Source organism: Bradyrhizobium macuxiense, assembly GCF_001542415.1.
GTDB lineage: Bacteria > Pseudomonadota > Alphaproteobacteria > Rhizobiales > Xanthobacteraceae > Bradyrhizobium > Bradyrhizobium macuxiense.
This window is the reverse complement of sequence record NZ_LNCU01000048.1, coordinates 1-19,212: the sequence shown is the minus strand read 5'-3', so window position 1 is coordinate 19,212 and position 19,212 is coordinate 1. Positions and strand designations below refer to the sequence as shown.

Here is a 19,212-nt window from a genome sequence, read left to right as displayed (position 1 = left end):
CCGAAGCCATGGCCGCCGCCGCGCGCATCGGCCGCCACACTCGATACCGCCAGCGCGGTCAGAACCAGCCCCAACGTCGTGATCGTTCGCATATCCCGCCTCCTTGCGGCGCCAAGATACCGTTGCAAAAGGCGCCAAAACGATGTCGGCCGCTTCACAATTTCGCGCGGCGGCAATCCACGGCCAGTTCCCGCACCGGACGGCCCGGGTGCCGCACATAGGCCGCAGGCGGATGGCTTCATGCCGACAATGCAGTGCTCGCCACGCCAAAATGGTGTATCGGCAAGCTCGGCCGCGCGCGGGCAGAGGTCCGGCGCCGCACAATCAACATATTGGAGGAAAGTTCATGTCGGCTCTGCCACTCTCGGGCATCAAGATTCTCGACCTGACGCGGGTGCTCGCAGGCCCGCTGTCGGCCCAGATGCTGGCGGATCTCGGCGCCGAGGTGATCAAGATCGAGCGGCCCGGCGGCGGCGACGACGCCCGCGCCTTCGGCCCGCCCTACCTCACCGACCCCGACGGCAAGCAGAACAACAACAATTCGTTCTACCTCTGCGCCAACCGCAACAAGAAGTCGGTCACCGTCAACATCGCCAAGCCCGAAGGGCAGGAGATCATCCGCGAGCTCGCCAAGACGGCCGACGTGATGATGGAGAACTACAAGGTCGGCGACCTCAAGCGTTACGGCCTCGACTACGAGACCATCAAGAAGCTCAACCCCGGCATCATCTACTGCTCGGTGACCGGCTTCGGCCAGACCGGCCCCTATGCCCCGCGCGCCGGCTATGACGCGATCCTCCAGGCGATGGGCGGGTTGATGAGCGTCACCGGCCATATCGACGGCGAGCCCGGCGAGGGCCCGATGAAGGTCGGCCCGTCGATCGTCGACTACATGACCGGCATGAACACTTCGATCGGCATTCTCTCGGCGCTCTACCATCGCGACGCCAACAACGGGGAAGGGCAGCACATCGACGTCTGCCTGTTCGACACCGTGATCGCATCGCTCTCGCACTGGCTGCAGATCTACCTGGTCAACGGCAAGACCCCGCCGCGCCGTGGCACCTGGGGCAACGGCGGCATGCCGGCCGGCGTGTTCCGCTGCACCGACGGCGAATTGATGCTGGTGGTCGGCAATGACGGCCAGTTCCAGCGCACCTGCGCGGTGCTCGGCGAGCCTGAGCTCGCCAACGACAAGCGCTTCGTCAAGAACAACGACCGCGTCGTGCACGGCAAGGAGATCATGGCGATCTTCGCCGGTCTGTTCCTGCGCAAGCCGGTCGCGTACTGGCTCGAAAAGCTCGAGGAGGCCGGCGTGCCGTCGGGCCCGATCAACAATTTCGAGCAGGTGTTCAGCGATCCGCACGTGCAGTCGCGCGGCATGCGGGTGAAGGTCGACCATCCCTTCGAGCCGAACCTGTCGCTGATCCGCAATGCGCTGACCTTCTCGGGCACCCCGATCACCGAATACCGCGCCCCGCCGCTGCTCGGTGCCAACACCAAGGACGTGCTGGCCACGATCGGCTACGACGACGCCAAGGTCGAGGCGCTGAAGGCGCAGGGGATCCTGTAACGCGGGTCTCGTAGCCGCACGCGCACTTCGACCCGTATCGAAGCATGATTGACGCAATCGCGCTAGATTGGCGCGATCGATCCTCTCTTGAAGGTGTCAATCATGAAACGAGAAGTCGTCCGCGTCGAACCGATCTCGAGCTGGCTGGAGCGCTGGAAGGCGCCGGCGTCGGCGGTGACGCGTGCTGGCAACATGATCTTCGTCTCCGGCCTGCCGCCGTTCGATCCCGCAACCGGCGAGATCGCAGCCGGCGCCTCGATCGAGCGGCAGAGCGCACTCGTGATGGAGCAGCTCAAGCAGTGCCTTGCGGCGGCCGGGGCTTCGTTCGACAATGTGATGAAGTGCAACATCTTCTGCACCTCGGCCAAGCACTTCGCAGCCTTCAACGCGATCTACAGGACATACTTCCCGAACGATCTGCCGGCGAGGATCTTCGTCTGCATCCCGGAATGGACCGGGCCGTTCGACGTCGAGATCGACTGCATCGCGATGGTGTAGCTCTTGATGACTTCGGCCGATCGGCCTTGCTTAACCTCGCCCCCGCTTGCGGGGAGAGGTCGGAACGCATCGCAGGATGCGTTCCGGGTGAGGGGGGCCTCCGCCAAAGCATCTGTTGCCGAGTATGCGGAGGTAGCCCCTCCACCCCAACCCTCTCTCCGCAAGAGCGGGGCGAGGGAGCGCTATCCCGACGAACTTGCTATTCGACCCGGTTCTCCACGCGGCGGCTTCACAAATCCTGCCGCGTCAGCCGTCCGTGCATGACGGCCGGCCGCGCGGGCGGTGGCGCGCTCACTGCGGCTTCGCCCATCGTCAGCGCCATCACGGTGACGGTGACCACGCGGTCGATGATGGCTCGCACGTCGTCGAGGTCGCATTTGCCCTCGGAGAGCCGCAGCAGGCGCTCCTTCTCGCGGATGGTGTGGTGCGCCATCGCGAGCGCGAAGTGCAGGCCCCAATAGAGTTCGGTGTCGTCGCGGCCGGGCATCGCGCGGCGCATCGCGGCGGCGAATTTGCGCAGATGGTCGACCTCGCGGTTCTTGATGCGCCGGATCGGCGGCACCGATTCGATCGACGCCCGGATCATGAAGCGCGCGGCGGTGGAGCCCTCGCGGTCGGGCCCGAGGCAGCCGCGCAAGGTGGGGCCGACCAGGGCGCGCATGATGTCCTCGATTGCGGCGCGGCCGCCGCCGCGTTCCTCCGCCGCCTTCAGTTCATTGAGACGTTCGCGGTTGGTCTGGATGCTGCGGGTGACGAACAGCTCTGCGATCAGCTCATCCTTTGAGCCGAAATGGTAGTTCACTGCGGCAAGGTTGACGTTCGCTTCGGCGACGATGTCGCGCAGCGTGACGTCGCCGAAGCCGCGTTCGGCATAGAGCCGTTCGGCGGCGGCGAGGATGGCAGTTCGGGTCTGATCGCTGGCCATGGCTCCAAACCTCTCGTCATTCCGGGGCGCGTCGAAGCGCCAACGTCAGATGCGCGATCGCGCATCGGGGAATCTCGTTTTCGCAATCTCCGGATTCCGCTTCAGTCCTGCGGGCTGCGCCGGAATGACAGGACATACGGAGGGAGTTGCTTTTCAAACATATGTATGAAACTATCGTTTGAAGAGCCGGAAATGTCAATCCGCAGAAATCGCGGGCGGCGTTCTGGCACACCACGGTCGCGCCCCCGTGAACGCCCTTGCGGGCCCCGGGCGCGAGGTGGACAGTGCGGCCCAAAGTCTAGGAAAAAACGAGGAGCGTCCCATGGATTTCACGATGTCGGCCCGGCAGAAGGAATGGCTCGAGCGCGTTCAGGCCTTCATGAAAACGCATGTCCGTCCCGCCGTGCCGATCTATGAAATGCAGGATGCCGAGGGGCCGCGCTGGAAGGTGATCCCGATCCTCGAGGAGTTGAAGAAGAAGGCGAAGGCCGAAGGCCTCTGGAACATGTTCATGCCGCCGTCCTCGCATGAGGACGATGAATTCCACGGCGCGGGACTGACCAACCTCGAATACGCGCTGCTGTCGGAAGAGATGGGCCACATCTCCTGGGCCTCGGAAGTCTTCAATTGCTCGGCCCCCGATACCGGCAACATGGAAGTGTTCATCCGCTACGGCACCAAGGAGCAGAAGCGCAAATGGCTGCGTCCGCTGATGGACGGCGAGATCCGCTCCGCCTTCCTGATGACCGAGCCCGCGGTTGCTTCCTCTGACGCCACCAACATCGAGACGCGCATCGAGCGCGACGGCGATCACTACGTGATCAACGGCCGCAAATGGTGGTCGTCGGGCGTCGGCGATCCCCGCTGCAAGATCGCGATCCTGATGGGCAAGACCGACTTCAACGCGGCCAAGCACCAGCAGCAGTCGCAAATCCTGGTGCCGCTCGACACCCCCGGCATCAAGGTCGAGAAGATGCTGCCGGTGTTCGGATTCGACGATGCGCCGCACGGCCACGCCCAGGTGCTGCTCGAAAACGTTCGCGTGCCGAAGGAAAACATCCTGCTCGGCGAGGGCCGCGGCTTCGAGATCGCGCAGGGCCGTCTCGGCCCGGGCCGCATCCATCACTGCATGCGCACCATCGGCCAGGCTGAGGAAGCGCTGGAGAAGATGGTGAAGCGGCTCGCCTCGCGCACTGCGTTCGGCAAGAAGATCATCGAGCATTCGGTCTGGGAGCAGCGCATCGGCGAGGCCCGTACCGACATCGAGATGAACCGTCTGCTGTGCCTCAAGGCCGCCGACATGATGGACAAGGTCGGCAACAAGACCGCGCAGGCCGAGATCGCGATGATCAAGGTCGCGGCGCCCAACATGGCGCTGAAGATCATCGACCAGGCGATCCAGGCCTTCGGCGGCGGCGGCGTGTCCGACGACGCCGGGCTTGCGCGCGCCTATGCCCACATCCGCACGCTTCGGTTGGCGGACGGTCCGGACGAGGTGCACAATCGCGCCATTGCCAGACTTGAACTTCGGAAGTATGCAAACACGTCGCACTGAGCGTGACCCGGAACGCATGGCGTTCGCGCGGCCATCGTGCTCAGAATGAAGAGAGACATCAGGTTGGCAAGCCGGCCTGATCGAGGGAGCGCCTCCACGGCGCTCCCCAAGAACAGTTGAGGGAGCGTCACCGTGGCGGACGGCGTCAGGAAAGACGAGGAATTTTCCGGGACAAGGGAAGTCGAGGAACGTCATCGCATCAACGAGGCGAATCTCGGCGCCTGGATGAAGGAAAACGTCGAAGGTTATCAGGGCCCGCTCAAGGTCCTGCAGTTCAAGGGCGGACAGTCCAACCCGACCTACAAGCTCGAGACCCCGGGGCGCAATTACGTGATGCGCCGCAAGCCGTTCGGTAAATTGTTGCCGTCGGCGCATGCGGTCGATCGCGAGTTCCGCGTCATCGCGGCGCTGGGCAAGCAGAACTTTCCGGTCGCCAAAGCCTATGCGCTGTGCACCGACGATGCCGTGATCGGCTCGGCCTTCTACATCATGTCGATGGAGGAGGGGCGGGTGTTCTGGGATCCGACGCTGCCGAGCCAGGAGCCCGAGGCGCGCCGCAAGATCTTCACCAGCAAGATCGAGACGCTGGCGAAGCTCCACATGTTCAACCCCGAAGCGATCGGGCTCGGCGATTTCGGCAAGCCCGGCAATTATTTTGCGCGGCAGGTCGATCGCTGGACCAAGCAATACCGGGCGTCCGAGACGCAACATATCGAGGAATTCGAGAAGCTCGCCGAGTGGCTGCCGAAGACGGTGCCGGCGCAGCAGCGCGTCTCGATCGTCCATGGCGACTATCGCCTCGACAACATGATCTTCCACGCCACCGAGCCGCGCGTGCAGGCTGTGCTCGACTGGGAGCTGTCGACGCTCGGCGATCCCATGGCCGACTTCACCTATCTCCTGATGCAGTGGACCATGCCGGGCCTGGCCGGTGCCGACCTCAAGGCGCTCAACATTCCGAGCCAGGACGAGGCCGCGCAGATCTACTGCAACGTCACCAACATCCCGGTGCCGGACCTCAACTGGTATTTCTCGTACAATCTGTTCCGCCTTGCGGGCATCACGCAGGGTATTGCGGGTCGGGTCCGCGACGGCACCGCCGCGAATGCCAAGGCGCTGGAGTCGGCCAAGCGCACGGTGCCGCTGTCGAAGGCGTCGTGGGAATACGCACAGAAGGCCGGCGCGATCTGACGATGATGACAGAGCGTTAGGGATTATCCGCGCTACAATGATCAAGGCCCCGGTGTGAACGCGACGTGTCGCGTTCCCCGGGGCCTTCGCTTGTCATCGATCCTAGGCGCTCGGGCGTCAATGCGTGCCGGGCGCCGGCGTCGGCTCCCGCTCGATGCCGCCGTTCTTCGGCCACATCGGCGCAGGCGGATCCAGGGGAATTTGTTGATCAGCGCGCTGATGAACAGGTCCGGGACGAAGCCGATCGCGAACGCGATCATGCGCTTGTCGCCAGCCCAGCAGTCCGCTCTGCGCCACGCTCACGCTGACGGTCCCGACACCGGGGCAGCGCATGACGGAGCGACAAAATGTAGCGCGCGGCTTGAGTTTGCGGCGCTGCTTTGGCAAGTGGATTGGTCGGACAACCTGCCCTTGTCCTGATCGGACGCATCATCTTGAAGCTCTCCCCGAATATCCGTGGCGGCCTGTTCATGGCCGCGGCGATGGCCAGTTTCACCATGAACGACACCATCACCAAGGCGGTGTCGTCGGAGGTCAACATCGGCGAGATTCTCGTCGTCCGTGGCGCGTTCGCGATCGTGCTGGTCACGGCGCTCGCATCCCATCGCAAGGCGCTGCGCAGCTTCCACGCGCTGTTGATCTGGCCGGTCGGCCTACGGGTGATGGGCGAGATCGGCGGCACGCTGACCTATCTCGCGGCGATCTCGCAAATGCCGCTCGCGAACGCGTCGGCGATCTTCCAGGCGCTGCCGCTGGTCATCACGCTTGGTGCGGCGCTGGTGTTCGGCGAACCGGTGGGCTGGCGGCGCTGGCTTGCGATCGCGGCCGGATTCATCGGTGTGCTCGTGATCGTCCGGCCAGGGCCGGAGGGTTTTAGCCAGGCTGCGCTGCTGGCGCTGGCATCGGTCGGCTTCTGCGCGGTGCGCGATCTTGCCACCCGGCGTATCCCGACGGAGTTGCCGACCCTGTTCATCACGCTGCTGACCACCGTGACGGTCAGCAGCGCAGGCGCCGTGATCCTGTTTCCGCTCGGCGGCTGGAAGGCGCCGTCCGGCCACTCCCTCAACCTTCTGGCGCTCGCCGCGGTCCTGATCCTGATCGGCTATCAGTGCATCATCGTGTCGCTGCGCACGGGCGACATCTCGGCGGTGGCGCCGTTCCGCTATCTCGCCCTGCTGTGGGCGATGCTGACCGGCTATCTCGTGTTCGGCCACAAGCCCGATGGCCCGATGCTTGCCGGCGCCGCGATCATCGTGGCGTCCGGCCTTTACGCCTTCTATCGCGAGCGCAAGCGCGACAAGCTCCGCCCCGCCGCAACCGGGCCCGGCCTGCCGCCGGATGGGTTGTGATCGCTATCCAAGCGCGTCGGCTCGGATGGTCCTGATCAATTGCCGCGCCGGACGTCGAGAATATCAAGAATTGGGCATTCCGGCGCGGTCGTTCCCGAGCATCGCGCGACCGTCGTTGCCAGCAGGCGCTCAAGCTTGCGGAGATCGCTGATCTTCGCGCGGATATCGTCGAGGTGCAGCGTCGCGATGTTCTGCACTTCGCGGCATGAGGCCTTGCCGGGACCGCCCAGCCGCAATAGCGCCCGGATTTCATCGAGCGAGAAGCCGAGTTCGCGCGAGCGCCGGACGAAGGCGAGTACGCGCGATTCGGGCGAGCCGTAGACGCGCCGGCCGTTGGCGGCGCGCGGGGGAGGCGGCAGCAGCCTGATCTTCTCGTAATACCTGATGGTTTCGATGTTGACGCCGGTCAGCTCGGAAACCTGCCCGATCGTCATCCCGTCCGCTCGCGAAGCCGTGATCCGGCGCATGCCCGACTCCCTTGATCCTGTAGTGACTACAGGATGTAGCCTGGGCGGCATGATGGTCAAGGAAGGCAATATCTCCGCGCAGCCCAGCCGCGGGCCGGCGCTATTGGCGACCGGCGGCCTTTTGGGCGCAATCGCGTCGTCGTCGTGCTGCATCGCGCCGCTGCTGTTGTTCAGTCTCGGCGTCAGCGGTGCATGGATCGGCAATCTTACGCGGCTCGCGCCGTACCAGCCTTATTTCATTGCGGCGACGATCGCGCTTCTCGGTGCTGGATATTGGCTGATCTATCGCACCTCGAAGCTCGCTTGCGCCGCTGACGCCGCCTGTGCGCGCCTGCTGCCAAGCCGGCTCGTGAGGGCCATGCTTGTCGTCGCGACCCTGCTCGTCATCGCGGCCTTCGGCTTCGACCTCCTTGCGCCACTGTTGTTCGACACCTGAATGGAGCTCCATATGAGCAAACTGACCGCTTCCTCCGCAATCCTGCTTTCCGTGCTGGCATCGTCGTCGGCATTCGCCGCCGAGAAGACGGTGACGCTCGCCGTCAGGAACATGGACTGCGCGGCCTGTCCTCACACTGTGAAGGCCAGCCTTCAAGCCGTGCCTGGCGTCACGCAGGTCGCGGTCTCCTTCCGGGAGAAGACCGCCGTCGTGAGCTATGACGACGGCAAGGCCGATCTGAAGGCGCTGACATCAGCCACGACCAATGCCGGTTATCCTTCAGCTCCCAAAAGCTGAGCAGAGCCGAGAGCGGAGCACCATGATCCTGCAATCCGTCATCACCTGTCCGCAGTGCGGCACCGCGAAGTCGGAGACGATGCCGACCGACGCTTGCCAGTTCTTTTACGTCTGCACGGGATGCGGCGAGCGGCTGCGGCCGAAGCACGGTGATTGCTGCGTGTTTTGCTCCTTTGGCTCGGTGCCGTGTCCGCCGATCCAGGCCGAGCGCACGGGCGCTGTGGACGCGGCCTCATGTTGCCGGTGCTGAACGTGGTGACTTCCTCTTCTCCCTCCGTGTCCCGCGACTGGCTCGGTAGCTGGCGCAGCAGCACGCTGGCCTGGTGGATTCCGCTTGCAGGTCTGCCCGCCGGCTTGCTCGCGCCAGTACCGCTGCGCGCTGCTGTGTGGAGTGTGGCGCTGCTCTGGATGGGCCTGGCCTGCATCCTCAACTCCCGCCGATGCGGGCGGACGCATTGCCGCTACACGGGGCCTTACTACCTGTCGATGATCGTGCCGGTGCTCGTGATCGGATTTGTTGTCCGGTCTGACGGAATCTTGCCGTGGATCATCCTTGGTACCGGCATCGTCGCAGGAGGCAAGCTCATCTGGTGGGCGACGGAGCGCGCCTGGGGCCGGTTCTCGTAGGGCTGGATCGGTTGCCTGATAGCAATCCGGCCGTTTGCAGGACGGATGAGGGCGGCACAGCGCGCTCTGGCTGCTACCACGTCACTTCGCGCAATGCGCGATCAGCCGCTCGACAAATTCGGCGCAACTCATCAGCTGCGACATCTCGACGAATTCATCCGGCGTGTGCGCCTGCGCGATCGCGCCGGGGCCGACCACGACCGACGGCACGCCCGCCATGCTGACGAACAGGCCGGCCTCGGTGCCGAACGCGACCTTGGCGTGATCGTTGCGGCCGGAGAGCTGCTTTGCGAGCGTGACGATCGGATCGTCGGCCGGTGTGTCGAGGGCGGGATAGTCGAGGATCTCCTCGAAATCGATGCCGCATTCCGGATGGTGCTGGCGCATCCTCGGTTCAATCTCGGCCGTCGCCCAGGCGATGATCGCGTCGGTGACCTCGCGGGATTCGCTGATGCCGATGCCGCGGCATTCGAATTCCACCACGCAATGATCGGGCACGATGTTCAGCGCGGCGCCGCCATGCACGATGCTGGTGAGTAGCGTGGAGTGGGGTACGTCATAGAGGCTGTCACGCTCGGCGTCCGCGGCCAGCAGGACCGCGCGACGGCGGATTTCGGTGATGAGTTCGGCGGCATATTCGATGGCGTTGACGCCGTCGGGCGCGATCGAGGAGTGACGGGCGAGGCCGCGGAAGGTCGCGCGCACGCCGTGCTTGCCCTTGTGGCCGATGATGACCTGCATCTGGGTCGGTTCGCCGATGAAGGCGCCGAGCGGTTTGATCGGCTTGCGAGCGAGCTCGCGCAGCATCGGGCGCACGCCGACGCAGCCGACTTCCTCGTCGTAGGAGATCGCGAGGTGGATCGGAGCCTTGAGCTTGGCCGCGAGCATGTCGGGAACCATGGCAAGACAGACCGCGACAAAGCCCTTCATGTCGGTGGTGCCGCGGCCATAGAGCCGCCCATCGCGCTCGACCAGCTCGAACGGGTTGTGCGTCCAGTTTTGCCCCACTACGGGCACGACATCGGTATGCCCTGATAGCACCAGGCCGGCCCTGTCCGCGGGGCCGATGGTGACCCACAGCGAGGCCTTTTGCCCGGTCTCGTCGACGATGCGCTGCCCGCTGATGCCGAGCGAGGCGAGGTAGCTCTCGATGTAATCGATCAGTGGCAGGTTGCTGCGGTCGCTCACCGTGTCGAAGGCGACGAGGTCGGCCAATAGCTTGCGGATACGGTCGGGGCGTTGGCTTTGCATGGTCAGGCTCACTCAACGGCTGAGGTTGCAGCCTTTGAAAGGCACAGAGTTGCCCGACGGGTCAAGGCCTTGATTGAAAAATATTTCTGTTTTTCAGAATCGTCACATGGTGTATGAATAGGCCGTCTCACCCGATTGAGGGCGCTTCGCGATCGTCACGAGTGTTGCGGTGAGATGCGGTGGACGTCACGTGCGCAACTGACGAGTGCGCATGAGGCGGACGGCGAAGTCGTGCACGCCTGACGCCCTAGTTGTGGCAGGTGTCCTCTTGCAAAATGCGTAAGCGTTTTTGCGAGGGCGGTGACAAAAAGGCCCAGTCTCGCCGGGGGAGAGCACGTATAAGCCGTAAACAATCGCGCAGGGAAAGCCGGATTGTTCCGGTTACACCTGTGGTCCTACCCCCGAGCTTTCTACCATTGCACAGGGCCCATGGGTGCGATCGGCACCCGGCTTTCCCTGCGCCCTCTGTTTCCGGAGCGGCGAAGATTGTTGCAAGACTCGGACAAATCATGTCGCGAGAACGCGGAGCTGTGTCCTCGCTGACAGCTGTCATCGCCCGGCTTGCCACCTTCGCTAAAGCTTCGGCGAGCCAAGGATTTGTGGCCTCGTCGAAGCCTTGGCGTGGACGGGACCGGACGATCCAGGTACGCCGCGGCCTCTCGGCTCACGCACGACTGCCTCTGGAATACTGGATCACCCGCATGCGCGGGTGATGACACCGCGTGTTTGACATCGTGAATCGAGAACCCATCCTCATCGTCGTCCCTGCGAAAGCAGGGACCCATAACCACCGATGGTTATTGTTGAACGATGCTGGAACGACGAGTCCCTTCCACCACACTGCCGCGGCGCATGGGTCCCTGCTTTCGCAGGGACGACAGTGGTGGGTGTGACGCCATCATCGCGCCATCCGGATTTACCTGGCGCCGCGAGCGGAGACCGCCCGCAGCTAAATCGGCCGGCCGGTATACGGCATCGATGCGGTGAGGCCGCCGTCGACCGGGATCGCCTGGCCGTTGACGTAGGAGGCTTCATCGCTCGCCAGGAACAAGCCCATCGCGGCGAGCTCGTGCGGCTGGCCGGGGCGCTTCAACGGATTGAGCTGGCCGATCTTGTCCTGGGTGCCGCGCTCCTTGGCGCGGTCGAACACGGGTTTCGTCATTCCGGTCTCGATCAGGCCGGGACAGACTGCGTTGATGCGCACGCCGGTGCCGGAAAGCGAGTAGGCGGTGGTCTGCACCAGGCTGATGACGCCGGCCTTGCTCGCGCCGTAGGGATGGCCGCTCGCGCCGGCCTTCAGGCCCGCAACCGACGCGGTGCAGATGATCGAACCATGTCCCTGCTTGGTCATGTGCGGGATCGAATGCTTGATCGCGAGGAACGGGCCGATCAGGTTGACGCGCAGCACCTCCTGCCAGTGCTCCACGGTCTGGTCGGCGAGCGGCACCAGGCCGCCGCTGACGCCGGCGTTGGCCCAGATCGCATCGAGCTTGCCGTATTTAGACACTGCCTTGTCGATGAAGGCCTTCACGTCCGCCTCGGAGCCCGCATCAGCCGACACGGCCTCAATCGTGCCGCCGGCATCGCGCACCAGCTTTGCGGTTTCATTGACGCCGTCGGTGCGATCGACCGCGATCAGCTTCGCGCCTTCCTTGGTGAACAGCAAGGAGGCGGCGCGGCCGATGCCGCTGCCTGCGCCGGTGATGATGACGGATTTGCCTTCGAGGCGGCCCATGTACTTCTCCTTGGTCACCTGTTTCTCCCTGCTCACGTGATCCGTGGTGCGTCTGCCGCGCGACGGAATTCAAACAAAATTTCAAACGTCCGAGGCACTTGAGGCGATGTGCGACGTGACGTACAGCGACGTGGGACACTATTGAAGGGCTCATCCGATGTCCAATCCAGACAAGTCAAACGTGACGGTGACGCGCTGGTGGTGGATTCGCCACGCGCCGGTGCGCAGCGACGGCGGCAACATCTACGGCCAGGAAGATATCGACTGCGACACCGGCGATATCGAAGTGTTCGAGGCGGTCGCCAAGATGCTGCCGCGCGGCGCGGTGTGGTACTCGAGCAATCTGAAGCGCACGCACAAGACCGCGGAAGCGATCTGGGCCGCCGGTTTCCCGAAGCCTGTCAGCATAACGCAGGAGCGCGACTTCGCCGAGCTGCATCTCGGCCAATGGCAGGGCATGAACCGGGCCGCATTTCTCGCCAGCCGTCCGCCGGGCAATCTCTGGTTTGCCGACGTCAACGAGCCTGCACCCGGCGGCGAGAGTTTCATGGATCTCTACACCCGCGTTTGCCGCACTATCGTACGGATCACCGCAGCGGAGGCCGGCAAGGACATCATTGCGGTCGGCCATGGTGGCGTGATCAGGGCAGCGGTCGGTCTTGCACTTGGCGGCCAACCGGATCGGGGCCTGTCATTTGATATCGACAACGTCTCGGTGACGCGGCTCGATCACATCGCGGCGCCCAACGTGTCGACGTGGCGGCTGCCAATGGTGAACCAGCAGCCCTGGATCGCCGATTCAAGGCACGCCGCGATGCATCAACCGTCCGGACCCGAAGTCAGGCCGGCGAGCAAGCTTGCGTGATTGCCGCTATCGCAACACGACAACGCTGCCTAAGCTCAACGCAGAATTCAAACACTTTACGTTAGGGAGAGAAACATGACCTTGTTCGACATGAAGGGAAAAGTCGCCGTCATCACCGGCTCGACGCGCGGCATCGGGCGCGCGATCGCCGAGCGCATGGCTGAGCACGGCGCCAAGGTCGTGATCTCCTCGCGCAAGGCCGATGTCTGCGAGCAGGTCGCCAAGGAGATCAACGACAACTACGGCAAGGACACCGCGGTTGCGATCGCCGCCAACATCTCCTCGAAGGAAAACCTGCAGAACCTCGTCGACGAGAGCAACCGCGCCTTTGGCAGGATCGACGTGCTGGTCTGCAACGCGGCGTCGAACCCGTATTACGGTCCGCTCGCCGGCATCTCCGACGATCAGTTCCGCAAGATCCTCGACAACAACATCGTTGCCAACAACTGGCTGATCTCGATGGTGGTGCCGCAGATGATCGAGCGCAAGGACGGCTCGATCATCATCGTCTCCTCGATCGGCGGCCTGAAGGGCTCGACCATCCTCGGCGCCTACGCGATCTCGAAGGCTGCCGACATGCAGCTCGCGCGCAACCTCGCCTGCGAATACGGCAAGCACAACATCCGCGTGAACTGCATCGCGCCGGGCCTGATCAAGACCGATTTCGCCAAGGCGCTGTGGGACAACCCGGACAATCTGAAGGCCTCGACCGCGCGCTCGCCGCTGCTGCGGATCGGCGTGCCCGACGAGATCGCGGGCGCAGCGGTGTTCATGGGCTCGCGGGCCGGCGACTTCATGACCGGCCAGACCATCGTGATCGACGGCGGCGCAACGATCAGCTGACGCCGCGCTTGGGTGCGCAATACGCGCCACACGCTCTACCCGTCATCATCCGCGAAAGCGAAAGCGGGTGATCCAGTAAACGCCGGCTTCTCGATTCCCTACGACCGCCTCGGCGTACTGGATGCTCCGCCGGAGCCCGTCATCGGGCTCGCCGAAGGCGAGACCCGGTGGCGGGCATGACAGTGTGGGGTGAGGCGGGAGTGCCGAACTCACTCGACCGCCGCATACACGCCGTTGCGCACCAGCGAGCGGAACTGTTCGCGCTGGCCCGGGCCCTGCATCATGAAGACCGCGATCAGGTCTTCGCTCGGATCGACCCAGAAGAACGTGCCGGCCATGCCGCTCCAGAAGAACTGGCCGACCGAGCCCGAGAACGGCGCCATGCCTTTCTGCATGCGCACGGAGAAGCCGAGGCCGAAGCTGTGGCCGGGGGAGACCAGCGTGCCCTGGATCTTGACGTCCGCACCGAGGTGATCCGAGGCCATCAGCTCGAGCGTCTTGCGGCCGATGATCCTGGTGCCGTCGAGCGAGCCGCCGTTGAGTAGCATCTGCGCGAAGCGGGCGTAGTCCATCGTGGTCGAGACCAGCCCGCCGCCGCCGGATTCCATCGCCGGCTTCTCCAGCATGTTGAACAGCTGGACCTTCTCGTTGGTCCAGGGGTCGGCCGCGAAGGCTTCGGCGAGCCGGCCGGCATTGGCTTCGGGCGTGTGGAAGTCCGTCTCCGTCATCTGCAGGGGAACAAGAATGCGCTCGGTCAGGAATGCGCCGAGCGTCTTGCCGCTGACCACCTCGATGATGCGGCCGAGGATGTCGGTCGAGCGGCTGTAGTTCCACTCGGCGCCAGGCTGGCAGACCAGCGGCATGCCGGCGAGCATGGTGGCGTGCTCGGCATTGGTGATCTTGCGGCTGCGCAGCCGCGACTGCTGGTAAAGCTCTTGCACCAGGCCATTGCCGGTGTGGTCATAGGTCAGACCCGAGGTGTGGCGGAGCAGGTCCTGGATCGTCATCTGCCGCCTGGCCGGGACCAGCTCGAGCTTGCCGTTGTGCTCGACGCCGACCTTGGTCTCCGCAAACTCCGGAATGAATTTTGCGACGGGGTCGCTGAGCAGGAAGTGGCCGTCCTCCAGCAACATCATGATGCCGACAGAGACGATCGGCTTGGTCATCGAGAAGATGCGGAAGATCGTGTCATGCGCCATCGGCGCGGGGGCTGTCGGGCTCTGCCGGCCGATCGCGTCGAACCAGCCGATCTGGCCGCGCCGCGCGACAAGCACCGTCACGCCCGGTGCGGTTCCCTTGTCGACCTCGCGCTTGAAAGTGTCCGACATCGCCTGCAGCCGAACGCTCGACAGGCCGATCGATTCGGGCTTGGCGAGGGGGAGGGACGGGGTCTTCGGGCTGGCGGCGTGCTTGGTGGCGGTTTGAGCGTTCATGGTCTCTCCCAATGCTCTTGTGATTCTTGCGGCGAGGTGCCGGCGAGGGGTGAAGGCCGAAGTCTGGCGCAGAAGTTCTGCATTGAACAGGACGTTTGCCGCTTCGCTCTTGCAAATCGGCCATGCCCTGTGCTTGAAACGGCGCGAACCGGCGGCGACGCGGGTTCCCTGCAGGAGTGTAGCTCAATTGGTAGAGCACCGGTCTCCAAAACCGGGGGTCGCAGGTTCGAGCCCTGCCACTCCTGCCATTAAATCAATAGCTTAACCTAACAACTTCTAGAACGAAGTTAGAACGATTTTGGGTCCGGACACTTGTTTGGACACTTCTTCGGTCAGGCCATGTCTTCGGTCAGGTCATGCCTTTCGACAGGCTGGCGATCGTCTCCGCAACCTTGGTGTCGGCCTTCTCCTTCGTCCATCGCGCATAGGAGTGCAGCAGCGTCACCGGATCATGCCCGGCTCGCTTGGTGACGACATGCACGGGCTCACCCTTGTCGAGCAGCATGGTGAGGTGGCTCGCTCTGATCCAGTGGAACTTGATGTTGAACCCAAGCTTCTTTGCCTGTCGCTTAAAGGTCCTGGTGACGGCATGGCCATCGCGCAGCTTGGTGAGCTCGTCCATATCCGCCCCAGCATATCGCCTCGATCGAGGATGTCGCCGGCCGGGCTGCGCAGCGTGAGATCAAAATGCGCGAGACCACGCTGGGGACGCTGGCCCGCGTCGGCGGTCTGAACCAGGCTCAGGTCAACGACCTGCGCTCACGGACGCCGGTCGAACCCTGGGAGCATCAGTATTGGGCCGATAAGAAGCAGCGGCTTCTGAAGGATGCTAGCTTCCGCCGCAAGGTTCTTGATGGTGACGGCGATGCCGTCAACTGGTGGATTCGCGCGGTGCAGGGCGGCAGCTTTCCAGCCGGCCACCATGAACGCTTCAGATTCGGGCGGCGCGATGGCGCGCAATTCGATGTTGGCGGGGGTGATCATTTTGCCAGCTCCGCCAGCTTTAGTATTTCGGCGACGATTTCACGCCGCTCCAATGTGTCGTTTGATCGATTGAACTTATCTTCCAGCACTTGGAAGGTTGTTCTGATCAGCGCGTCATCGAGCACGACCGGCAATTTATCCACGGCATCGAATCCGGCAGCAGCTGCCTCCTCAAACCCAGCCGCGAACGCCTTCTTAAATGCCTCGCGATCGTGCAGAAGACGCGCGATCTTCGGCTCAATGGACGCGCTGAAGGCATGTCCGAAAACAAGAAACATACTCATTCCACTACCGCCGTTTCGGCCTCTAACGACACGCAAAGAACACGCGTGGATTTAGACCTCAGCGGCCGGTGGTCTTCTTCGCCCGGGGCGTGGTCTCGGCCGAGGGGCCAGATCCCAGCTTGGCCCGAGACCACGCTTACTCGCGCTGGCACGTTGACCGTGGTTCGCCATCATGACCGCGCTCGGGCCGGACAATGGCGCGACCATGGTTCTCCACGATGATCACCGCGATCGACTAGGCGCGGGCGAGATAGAGGATGACATAGATCGTTCCGGCGACCACCAGCGCGGTAACGGCGATCGAAAATAGAACACGTAGCGCGTGGGATCTCACTTCTTTGCCTTCAAAGCCCGGGTTTGAATGAAAAAGCCACCAACAAAGGTGGCCCCTCACAAAACGCTTCTGCCAGGGGTGATGGCGTCACCAACCGTAGTGATGACCGCGACCTCTACCCCATCCGTAGTGATGGCCTCGGCCGCCGCGATGACCCCAGCCGTGTCCGCCTCCATGACCATGGCCGCCTTTGACTTGATTTATTGCGCTGTCCGAGTTTCCCAACGCGCTGGGCGATGCGAGGGGCAGCGTTGACGCTGACACGATTGAGGACAGTGTTAGAGCGCTGACAGCGAAACCACTTAGCAGTAACCGGTTCATCTCGCATTTTGCTCCCAATGTGACGCCCTGCTGGGCGACCGGAGAGGCAAGTTGGAAGGGCCTAAAGGAGTTCCATACCATCGATCCGCTGGCGTCCATCTGCGCCCGCGAGTTTACCGCTTCGCCTTCAGCCCGAGCGCGACCAGTCGACGGACGGCTTCGGGACGTGATGGGAATGGCCGCGGCTGCTGAGCAATCCAGTCGTCCAGGGCTGTCAATTGAGGCGGATGCATCCGGACAACGACGGGCTCACCCTTCCCGGTGGCCGGCGGGCCGTGTCTTTTTCGTGGAATCACGGTTTTCTTTTTCATGATTCCCTGATATCACAGTAATGGTCCGGCGGGAAGGTTGGAGCTCCCGGGCCTTGCTCGCGTCGATCGTCGCCACTTGCAAGCTCAACGACGTCAACCCGGCTGCCTACATTGCCGAAACACTCGAGGCGATCATCGACGGCCATCCCCATAACAGGATCGAAGACCTCATGCCGTGGCGATTCCGCAAATCGTCAAGCCAGCCCCAATAAGGTCCCGGCCAAGCGCTTACAACAATTTCGGCACGTCGCCAGAATGACCCTTGAGGTCCTGCGGGGCCATGTCCGCAGTTTGGAGCAGAGCAGAAGTAATCAGCGGACGCTTAAAGCGACGCGAATGTGAGCCGATGTATGGTCCGGCCGTGCGGTGCAAGAGGTTTTTCATCGATCTGGCAAATGCGGTCTTGCATCAATGTATCCGGCCTCTAGTTGGAGCGTGTCGCGCTCCGGGCCATCATGGATATCAGCGCGCATGCGACGTTCTTAGCGGACAGGCTTCAACGAGCCGTTCGGGTCACCAGTGTTCGCATGCGCCGGGAAGACCGATCTCCATCTTTGTCCCATCCTCTCGCAGACCTCGGCAGGCGGACTAAGCTACATCATCAATAGCTCCTTATTTCTGTTCCTTTGTTCGTGCCTGGCGGCCGTTCCTTCGTCCCGACCTGTGGGCTACGGATGCGCCGCGCGCAGGGGCCGTCAAGGCTGGCCGTCGCGCGGGTCTTGCCGCTCGCTTCCATGCTGCCAGGCCACGCCTTGTACGGCCCGGAGCACGGCGCGAGGATCACGCTGGATGGGACTCCATCGTATTGTTCTTATCGCACGCGAAGGCGCGCCCCTTGTTGAGAACCGCCCACGCGATACGGGCGAGCTTGTGGGCCAGCGCAATGGCGAGCACGTTGTGGTGTAGTCGCTTCTTCGCCGCTTCAATCCAAGATTTGAGCCCGTAGCGCTCCCACTGCTTTGGCCCCAGCTTAACCAGCACGACCCAGGCCGCCTGAACGAACAGGGCGCGCAGATAGCGATTGCCGCGCCTTGATATGCTGCCAAGGATCGTCCGGTCTCCCGTCGAGATTTGCTTCGGGACCAGCCCGAGCCAGGCGCCGAAGTCGCGGCCTTTAGAGAACACGTCGCCGGTGCCGACCGCGGCCACCATCGCGCTCGAGATGATGGGGCCGATGCCGGGGACCGTCATCAGCCGCTCGCAGTGCAGGTCTTGGCGGGCGAGCGCTTCAATCTCGCCGGTGAGACCCTCGATGCGCGCATCCAGGTGGCGCCAGTCTCCGGCCAATGCCTCGATGAGGCGCGACATGCGGGGCGACAGAACATCGGTGCGCATGGCCAGAATGCCCGGCAGCTCGGCCCGCAGGAAACGCAGTCCTTGCCGGACTGCAATGTCCCGCTCCAGCAGGAAGGCGCGGATCTGATTGATGATGCCGGTACGCTGGCTGACCAAGCGCTCGCGGACACGGTGCAGGGCCTGCAGGTCGAGTTGGTCGGCGGTCTTGGTCGCAACGAACTTCATGGTCGGGCGTTGCACCGCCTCGGCAATCGCCTCCGCATCGCGGAAGTCGTTCTTCTGTCCCTTGCTATACGGCCGCACATATTTGGCCGGCATCAGCCGGGCATTGTGGCCGAGTAGCTGTAGCTTGCGGCTGAGATGATGGGCGCCGACGCAGGCCTCCATGCCGATAAGGCACGGCGGCAGGTTGGCAAGTCGCACCTCGACCTGGCCACGCGACCATTTCTGCCGAAGCACGATCGCACCATGCTGATCCTGTCCCACCACGTGGAACGAGTTCTTGCCAATATCGATGCCGATCACGGCGATTGCGCAGTTGGATTGCTGAGACATGGCGTGCTCCTTGTCTTCGCTGCCCCGAGCCAGCTTCTATCACTGGCGGGGCTGGAGCACGGCCGGACCATCCCATTAGCGG

The 19,212-nt window shown here is 63.5% G+C and carries 21 protein-coding genes and 1 tRNA gene; 13 read left to right on the top strand and 9 right to left on the bottom strand.

What is annotated here, in order from left to right; genetic code table 11:
* The first annotated feature begins 346 nt into the window (after positions 1-346).
* A complete protein-coding gene (locus AS156_RS17080; RefSeq protein ID WP_066506435.1) occupies positions 347-1,573 on the top strand; it encodes a CaiB/BaiF CoA transferase family protein in 1,227 nt (408 codons plus the stop codon).
* 102 nt (positions 1,574-1,675) lie between these two features.
* Positions 1,676-2,071, top strand: coding sequence for a RidA family protein (locus AS156_RS17075; protein WP_066506433.1), 396 nt, complete (start codon positions 1,676-1,678; stop codon positions 2,069-2,071).
* Positions 2,072-2,300: 229 nt separating this feature from the next.
* Here the strand turns inward: AS156_RS17075 and AS156_RS17070 are convergent, their stop codons facing one another.
* Positions 2,301-2,996 carry a TetR/AcrR family transcriptional regulator gene (locus AS156_RS17070; protein ID WP_066506431.1) on the bottom strand — a complete coding sequence of 232 codons (696 nt, stop codon included), beginning with the start codon at positions 2,994-2,996 and terminating at the stop codon, positions 2,301-2,303.
* A gap of 322 nt (positions 2,997-3,318) precedes the next feature.
* Here AS156_RS17070 and AS156_RS17065 point away from each other — a divergent pair, with 322 nt between their 5' ends.
* The 3 genes from AS156_RS17065 to AS156_RS17050 all read left to right on the top strand — a co-directional run bounded on the left by AS156_RS17065 (position 3,319) and on the right by AS156_RS17050 (position 7,091).
* A complete protein-coding gene (locus AS156_RS17065; RefSeq protein WP_066506429.1) occupies positions 3,319-4,551 on the top strand; it encodes an acyl-CoA dehydrogenase family protein in 1,233 nt (410 codons plus the stop codon).
* 132 nt (positions 4,552-4,683) lie between these two features.
* Positions 4,684-5,742: a phosphotransferase family protein gene (locus tag AS156_RS17060; protein WP_066506427.1), complete on the top strand. Its 1,059-nt coding sequence runs from the start codon at positions 4,684-4,686 to the stop codon at positions 5,740-5,742.
* 434 nt (positions 5,743-6,176) lie between these two features.
* The gene (locus AS156_RS17050) at positions 6,177-7,091 is read left to right on the top strand and encodes a DMT family transporter (RefSeq protein ID WP_066506534.1); all 915 of its coding nucleotides are present in this window, start codon (positions 6,177-6,179) and stop codon (positions 7,089-7,091) included.
* 35 nt (positions 7,092-7,126) lie between these two features.
* On the opposite strand, the gene AS156_RS17045 is transcribed toward AS156_RS17050, so the two are convergent.
* Positions 7,127-7,558 (bottom strand): MerR family transcriptional regulator, encoded by a 432-nt coding sequence (locus AS156_RS17045; RefSeq protein WP_066506423.1) that lies wholly within the window; start codon positions 7,556-7,558, stop codon positions 7,127-7,129.
* A 49-nt stretch (positions 7,559-7,607) separates the two neighbouring features.
* On the opposite strand from AS156_RS17045, the gene AS156_RS17040 reads away from it, so the two are divergent.
* From AS156_RS17040 to AS156_RS17030, 4 genes are read left to right on the top strand one after another with little or no spacing between them, the layout of a single operon-like run.
* Entirely contained in the window at positions 7,608-7,994 is a 387-nt protein-coding gene (locus AS156_RS17040) for a mercuric transporter MerT family protein (protein WP_066506422.1), read from the top strand.
* A gap of 12 nt (positions 7,995-8,006) precedes the next feature.
* A complete protein-coding gene (gene merP / locus AS156_RS17035) occupies positions 8,007-8,291 on the top strand; it encodes a mercury resistance system periplasmic binding protein MerP (protein WP_066506532.1) in 285 nt (94 codons plus the stop codon).
* Between the two features lie 22 nt (positions 8,292-8,313).
* Complete coding sequence (locus AS156_RS44470; protein WP_082747550.1) at positions 8,314-8,541, top strand: GDCCVxC domain-containing (seleno)protein; 228 nt, start codon at positions 8,314-8,316, stop codon at positions 8,539-8,541.
* Positions 8,526-8,918 (top strand): hypothetical protein, encoded by a 393-nt coding sequence (locus AS156_RS17030; RefSeq protein ID WP_066506419.1) that lies wholly within the window; start codon positions 8,526-8,528, stop codon positions 8,916-8,918. Before AS156_RS44470 ends, AS156_RS17030 begins: the two co-directional genes overlap by 16 nt.
* An 81-nt stretch (positions 8,919-8,999) precedes the next feature.
* On the opposite strand, the gene argE is transcribed toward AS156_RS17030, so the two are convergent.
* Both argE and AS156_RS17020 read right to left on the bottom strand, forming a co-directional pair.
* Positions 9,000-10,169: an acetylornithine deacetylase gene (argE, locus tag AS156_RS17025; RefSeq protein WP_066506530.1), complete on the bottom strand. Its 1,170-nt coding sequence runs from the start codon at positions 10,167-10,169 to the stop codon at positions 9,000-9,002.
* A gap of 949 nt (positions 10,170-11,118) precedes the next feature.
* A complete protein-coding gene (locus AS156_RS17020) occupies positions 11,119-11,904 on the bottom strand; it encodes an SDR family NAD(P)-dependent oxidoreductase (protein ID WP_066506524.1) in 786 nt (261 codons plus the stop codon).
* Positions 11,905-12,061: 157 nt separating this feature from the next.
* On the opposite strand from AS156_RS17020, the gene AS156_RS17015 reads away from it, so the two are divergent.
* Positions 12,062-12,769 (top strand): histidine phosphatase family protein, encoded by a 708-nt coding sequence (locus tag AS156_RS17015; RefSeq protein WP_066506408.1) that lies wholly within the window; start codon positions 12,062-12,064, stop codon positions 12,767-12,769.
* Between the two features lie 75 nt (positions 12,770-12,844).
* Positions 12,845-13,612 (top strand): SDR family NAD(P)-dependent oxidoreductase, encoded by a 768-nt coding sequence (locus tag AS156_RS17010; protein WP_066506406.1) that lies wholly within the window; start codon positions 12,845-12,847, stop codon positions 13,610-13,612.
* Between the two features lie 209 nt (positions 13,613-13,821).
* Here the strand turns inward: AS156_RS17010 and AS156_RS17005 are convergent, their stop codons facing one another.
* The gene (locus AS156_RS17005; protein WP_066506403.1) at positions 13,822-15,045 is read right to left on the bottom strand and encodes a serine hydrolase domain-containing protein; all 1,224 of its coding nucleotides are present in this window, start codon (positions 15,043-15,045) and stop codon (positions 13,822-13,824) included.
* 172 nt (positions 15,046-15,217) lie between these two features.
* Between AS156_RS17005 and AS156_RS17000 the strand changes: the two genes are divergently transcribed.
* Positions 15,218-15,293, top strand: a tRNA-Trp gene (locus tag AS156_RS17000).
* A 101-nt stretch (positions 15,294-15,394) separates the two neighbouring features.
* Here the strand turns inward: AS156_RS17000 and AS156_RS16995 are convergent.
* From AS156_RS16995 to AS156_RS16985, 3 genes are all read right to left on the bottom strand, one after another.
* The gene (locus tag AS156_RS16995) at positions 15,395-15,667 is read right to left on the bottom strand and encodes a site-specific integrase (RefSeq protein WP_066506396.1); all 273 of its coding nucleotides are present in this window, start codon (positions 15,665-15,667) and stop codon (positions 15,395-15,397) included.
* Between the two features lie 137 nt (positions 15,668-15,804).
* Entirely contained in the window at positions 15,805-16,029 is a 225-nt protein-coding gene (locus tag AS156_RS16990; protein WP_066506394.1) for a hypothetical protein, read from the bottom strand.
* Entirely contained in the window at positions 16,026-16,313 is a 288-nt protein-coding gene (locus AS156_RS16985; protein ID WP_066506391.1) for a hypothetical protein, read from the bottom strand. Before AS156_RS16985 ends, AS156_RS16990 begins: the two co-directional genes overlap by 4 nt.
* 1,019 nt (positions 16,314-17,332) lie before the next feature.
* On the opposite strand from AS156_RS16985, the gene AS156_RS16980 reads away from it, so the two are divergent.
* Entirely contained in the window at positions 17,333-17,491 is a 159-nt protein-coding gene (locus AS156_RS16980; protein ID WP_245312881.1) for a transposase domain-containing protein, read from the top strand.
* 568 nt (positions 17,492-18,059) lie between these two features.
* Here the strand turns inward: AS156_RS16980 and AS156_RS16975 are convergent.
* The gene (locus tag AS156_RS16975) at positions 18,060-19,130 is read right to left on the bottom strand and encodes an IS110 family RNA-guided transposase (RefSeq protein WP_066498677.1); all 1,071 of its coding nucleotides are present in this window, start codon (positions 19,128-19,130) and stop codon (positions 18,060-18,062) included.
* Positions 19,131-19,212 lie beyond the last annotated feature (82 nt).

What these genes read in the sequence shown, in the direction of transcription:
- AS156_RS17070 (WP_066506431.1), bottom strand. Translation starts at nt 2,996, where the DNA reads ATGGCCAGCGATCAGACCCGAACTGCCATCCTCGCCGCCGCCGAACGG.
- AS156_RS17075 (WP_066506433.1), top strand. Translation starts at nt 1,676, where the DNA reads ATGAAACGAGAAGTCGTCCGCGTCGAACCGATCTCGAGCTGGCTGGAG.
- AS156_RS17065 (WP_066506429.1), top strand. Translation starts at nt 3,319, where the DNA reads ATGGATTTCACGATGTCGGCCCGGCAGAAGGAATGGCTCGAGCGCGTT.
- AS156_RS44470 (WP_082747550.1), top strand. Translation starts at nt 8,314, where the DNA reads ATGATCCTGCAATCCGTCATCACCTGTCCGCAGTGCGGCACCGCGAAG.
- argE (WP_066506530.1), bottom strand. Translation starts at nt 10,169, where the DNA reads ATGCAAAGCCAACGCCCCGACCGTATCCGCAAGCTATTGGCCGACCTC.
- AS156_RS17040 (WP_066506422.1), top strand. Translation starts at nt 7,608, where the DNA reads ATGATGGTCAAGGAAGGCAATATCTCCGCGCAGCCCAGCCGCGGGCCG.
- AS156_RS17080 (WP_066506435.1), top strand. Translation starts at nt 347, where the DNA reads ATGTCGGCTCTGCCACTCTCGGGCATCAAGATTCTCGACCTGACGCGG.
- AS156_RS17005 (WP_066506403.1), bottom strand. Translation starts at nt 15,045, where the DNA reads ATGAACGCTCAAACCGCCACCAAGCACGCCGCCAGCCCGAAGACCCCG.
- merP (WP_066506532.1), top strand. Translation starts at nt 8,007, where the DNA reads ATGAGCAAACTGACCGCTTCCTCCGCAATCCTGCTTTCCGTGCTGGCA.
- AS156_RS16995 (WP_066506396.1), bottom strand. Translation starts at nt 15,667, where the DNA reads ATGGACGAGCTCACCAAGCTGCGCGATGGCCATGCCGTCACCAGGACC.
- AS156_RS16990 (WP_066506394.1), bottom strand. Translation starts at nt 16,029, where the DNA reads ATGATCACCCCCGCCAACATCGAATTGCGCGCCATCGCGCCGCCCGAA.
- AS156_RS16975 (WP_066498677.1), bottom strand. Translation starts at nt 19,130, where the DNA reads ATGTCTCAGCAATCCAACTGCGCAATCGCCGTGATCGGCATCGATATT.
- AS156_RS17010 (WP_066506406.1), top strand. Translation starts at nt 12,845, where the DNA reads ATGACCTTGTTCGACATGAAGGGAAAAGTCGCCGTCATCACCGGCTCG.
- AS156_RS16985 (WP_066506391.1), bottom strand. Translation starts at nt 16,313, where the DNA reads ATGAGTATGTTTCTTGTTTTCGGACATGCCTTCAGCGCGTCCATTGAG.
- AS156_RS17020 (WP_066506524.1), bottom strand. Translation starts at nt 11,904, where the DNA reads ATGGGCCGCCTCGAAGGCAAATCCGTCATCATCACCGGCGCAGGCAGC.
- AS156_RS17015 (WP_066506408.1), top strand. Translation starts at nt 12,062, where the DNA reads ATGTCCAATCCAGACAAGTCAAACGTGACGGTGACGCGCTGGTGGTGG.
- AS156_RS17030 (WP_066506419.1), top strand. Translation starts at nt 8,526, where the DNA reads ATGTTGCCGGTGCTGAACGTGGTGACTTCCTCTTCTCCCTCCGTGTCC.
- AS156_RS17045 (WP_066506423.1), bottom strand. Translation starts at nt 7,558, where the DNA reads ATGCGCCGGATCACGGCTTCGCGAGCGGACGGGATGACGATCGGGCAG.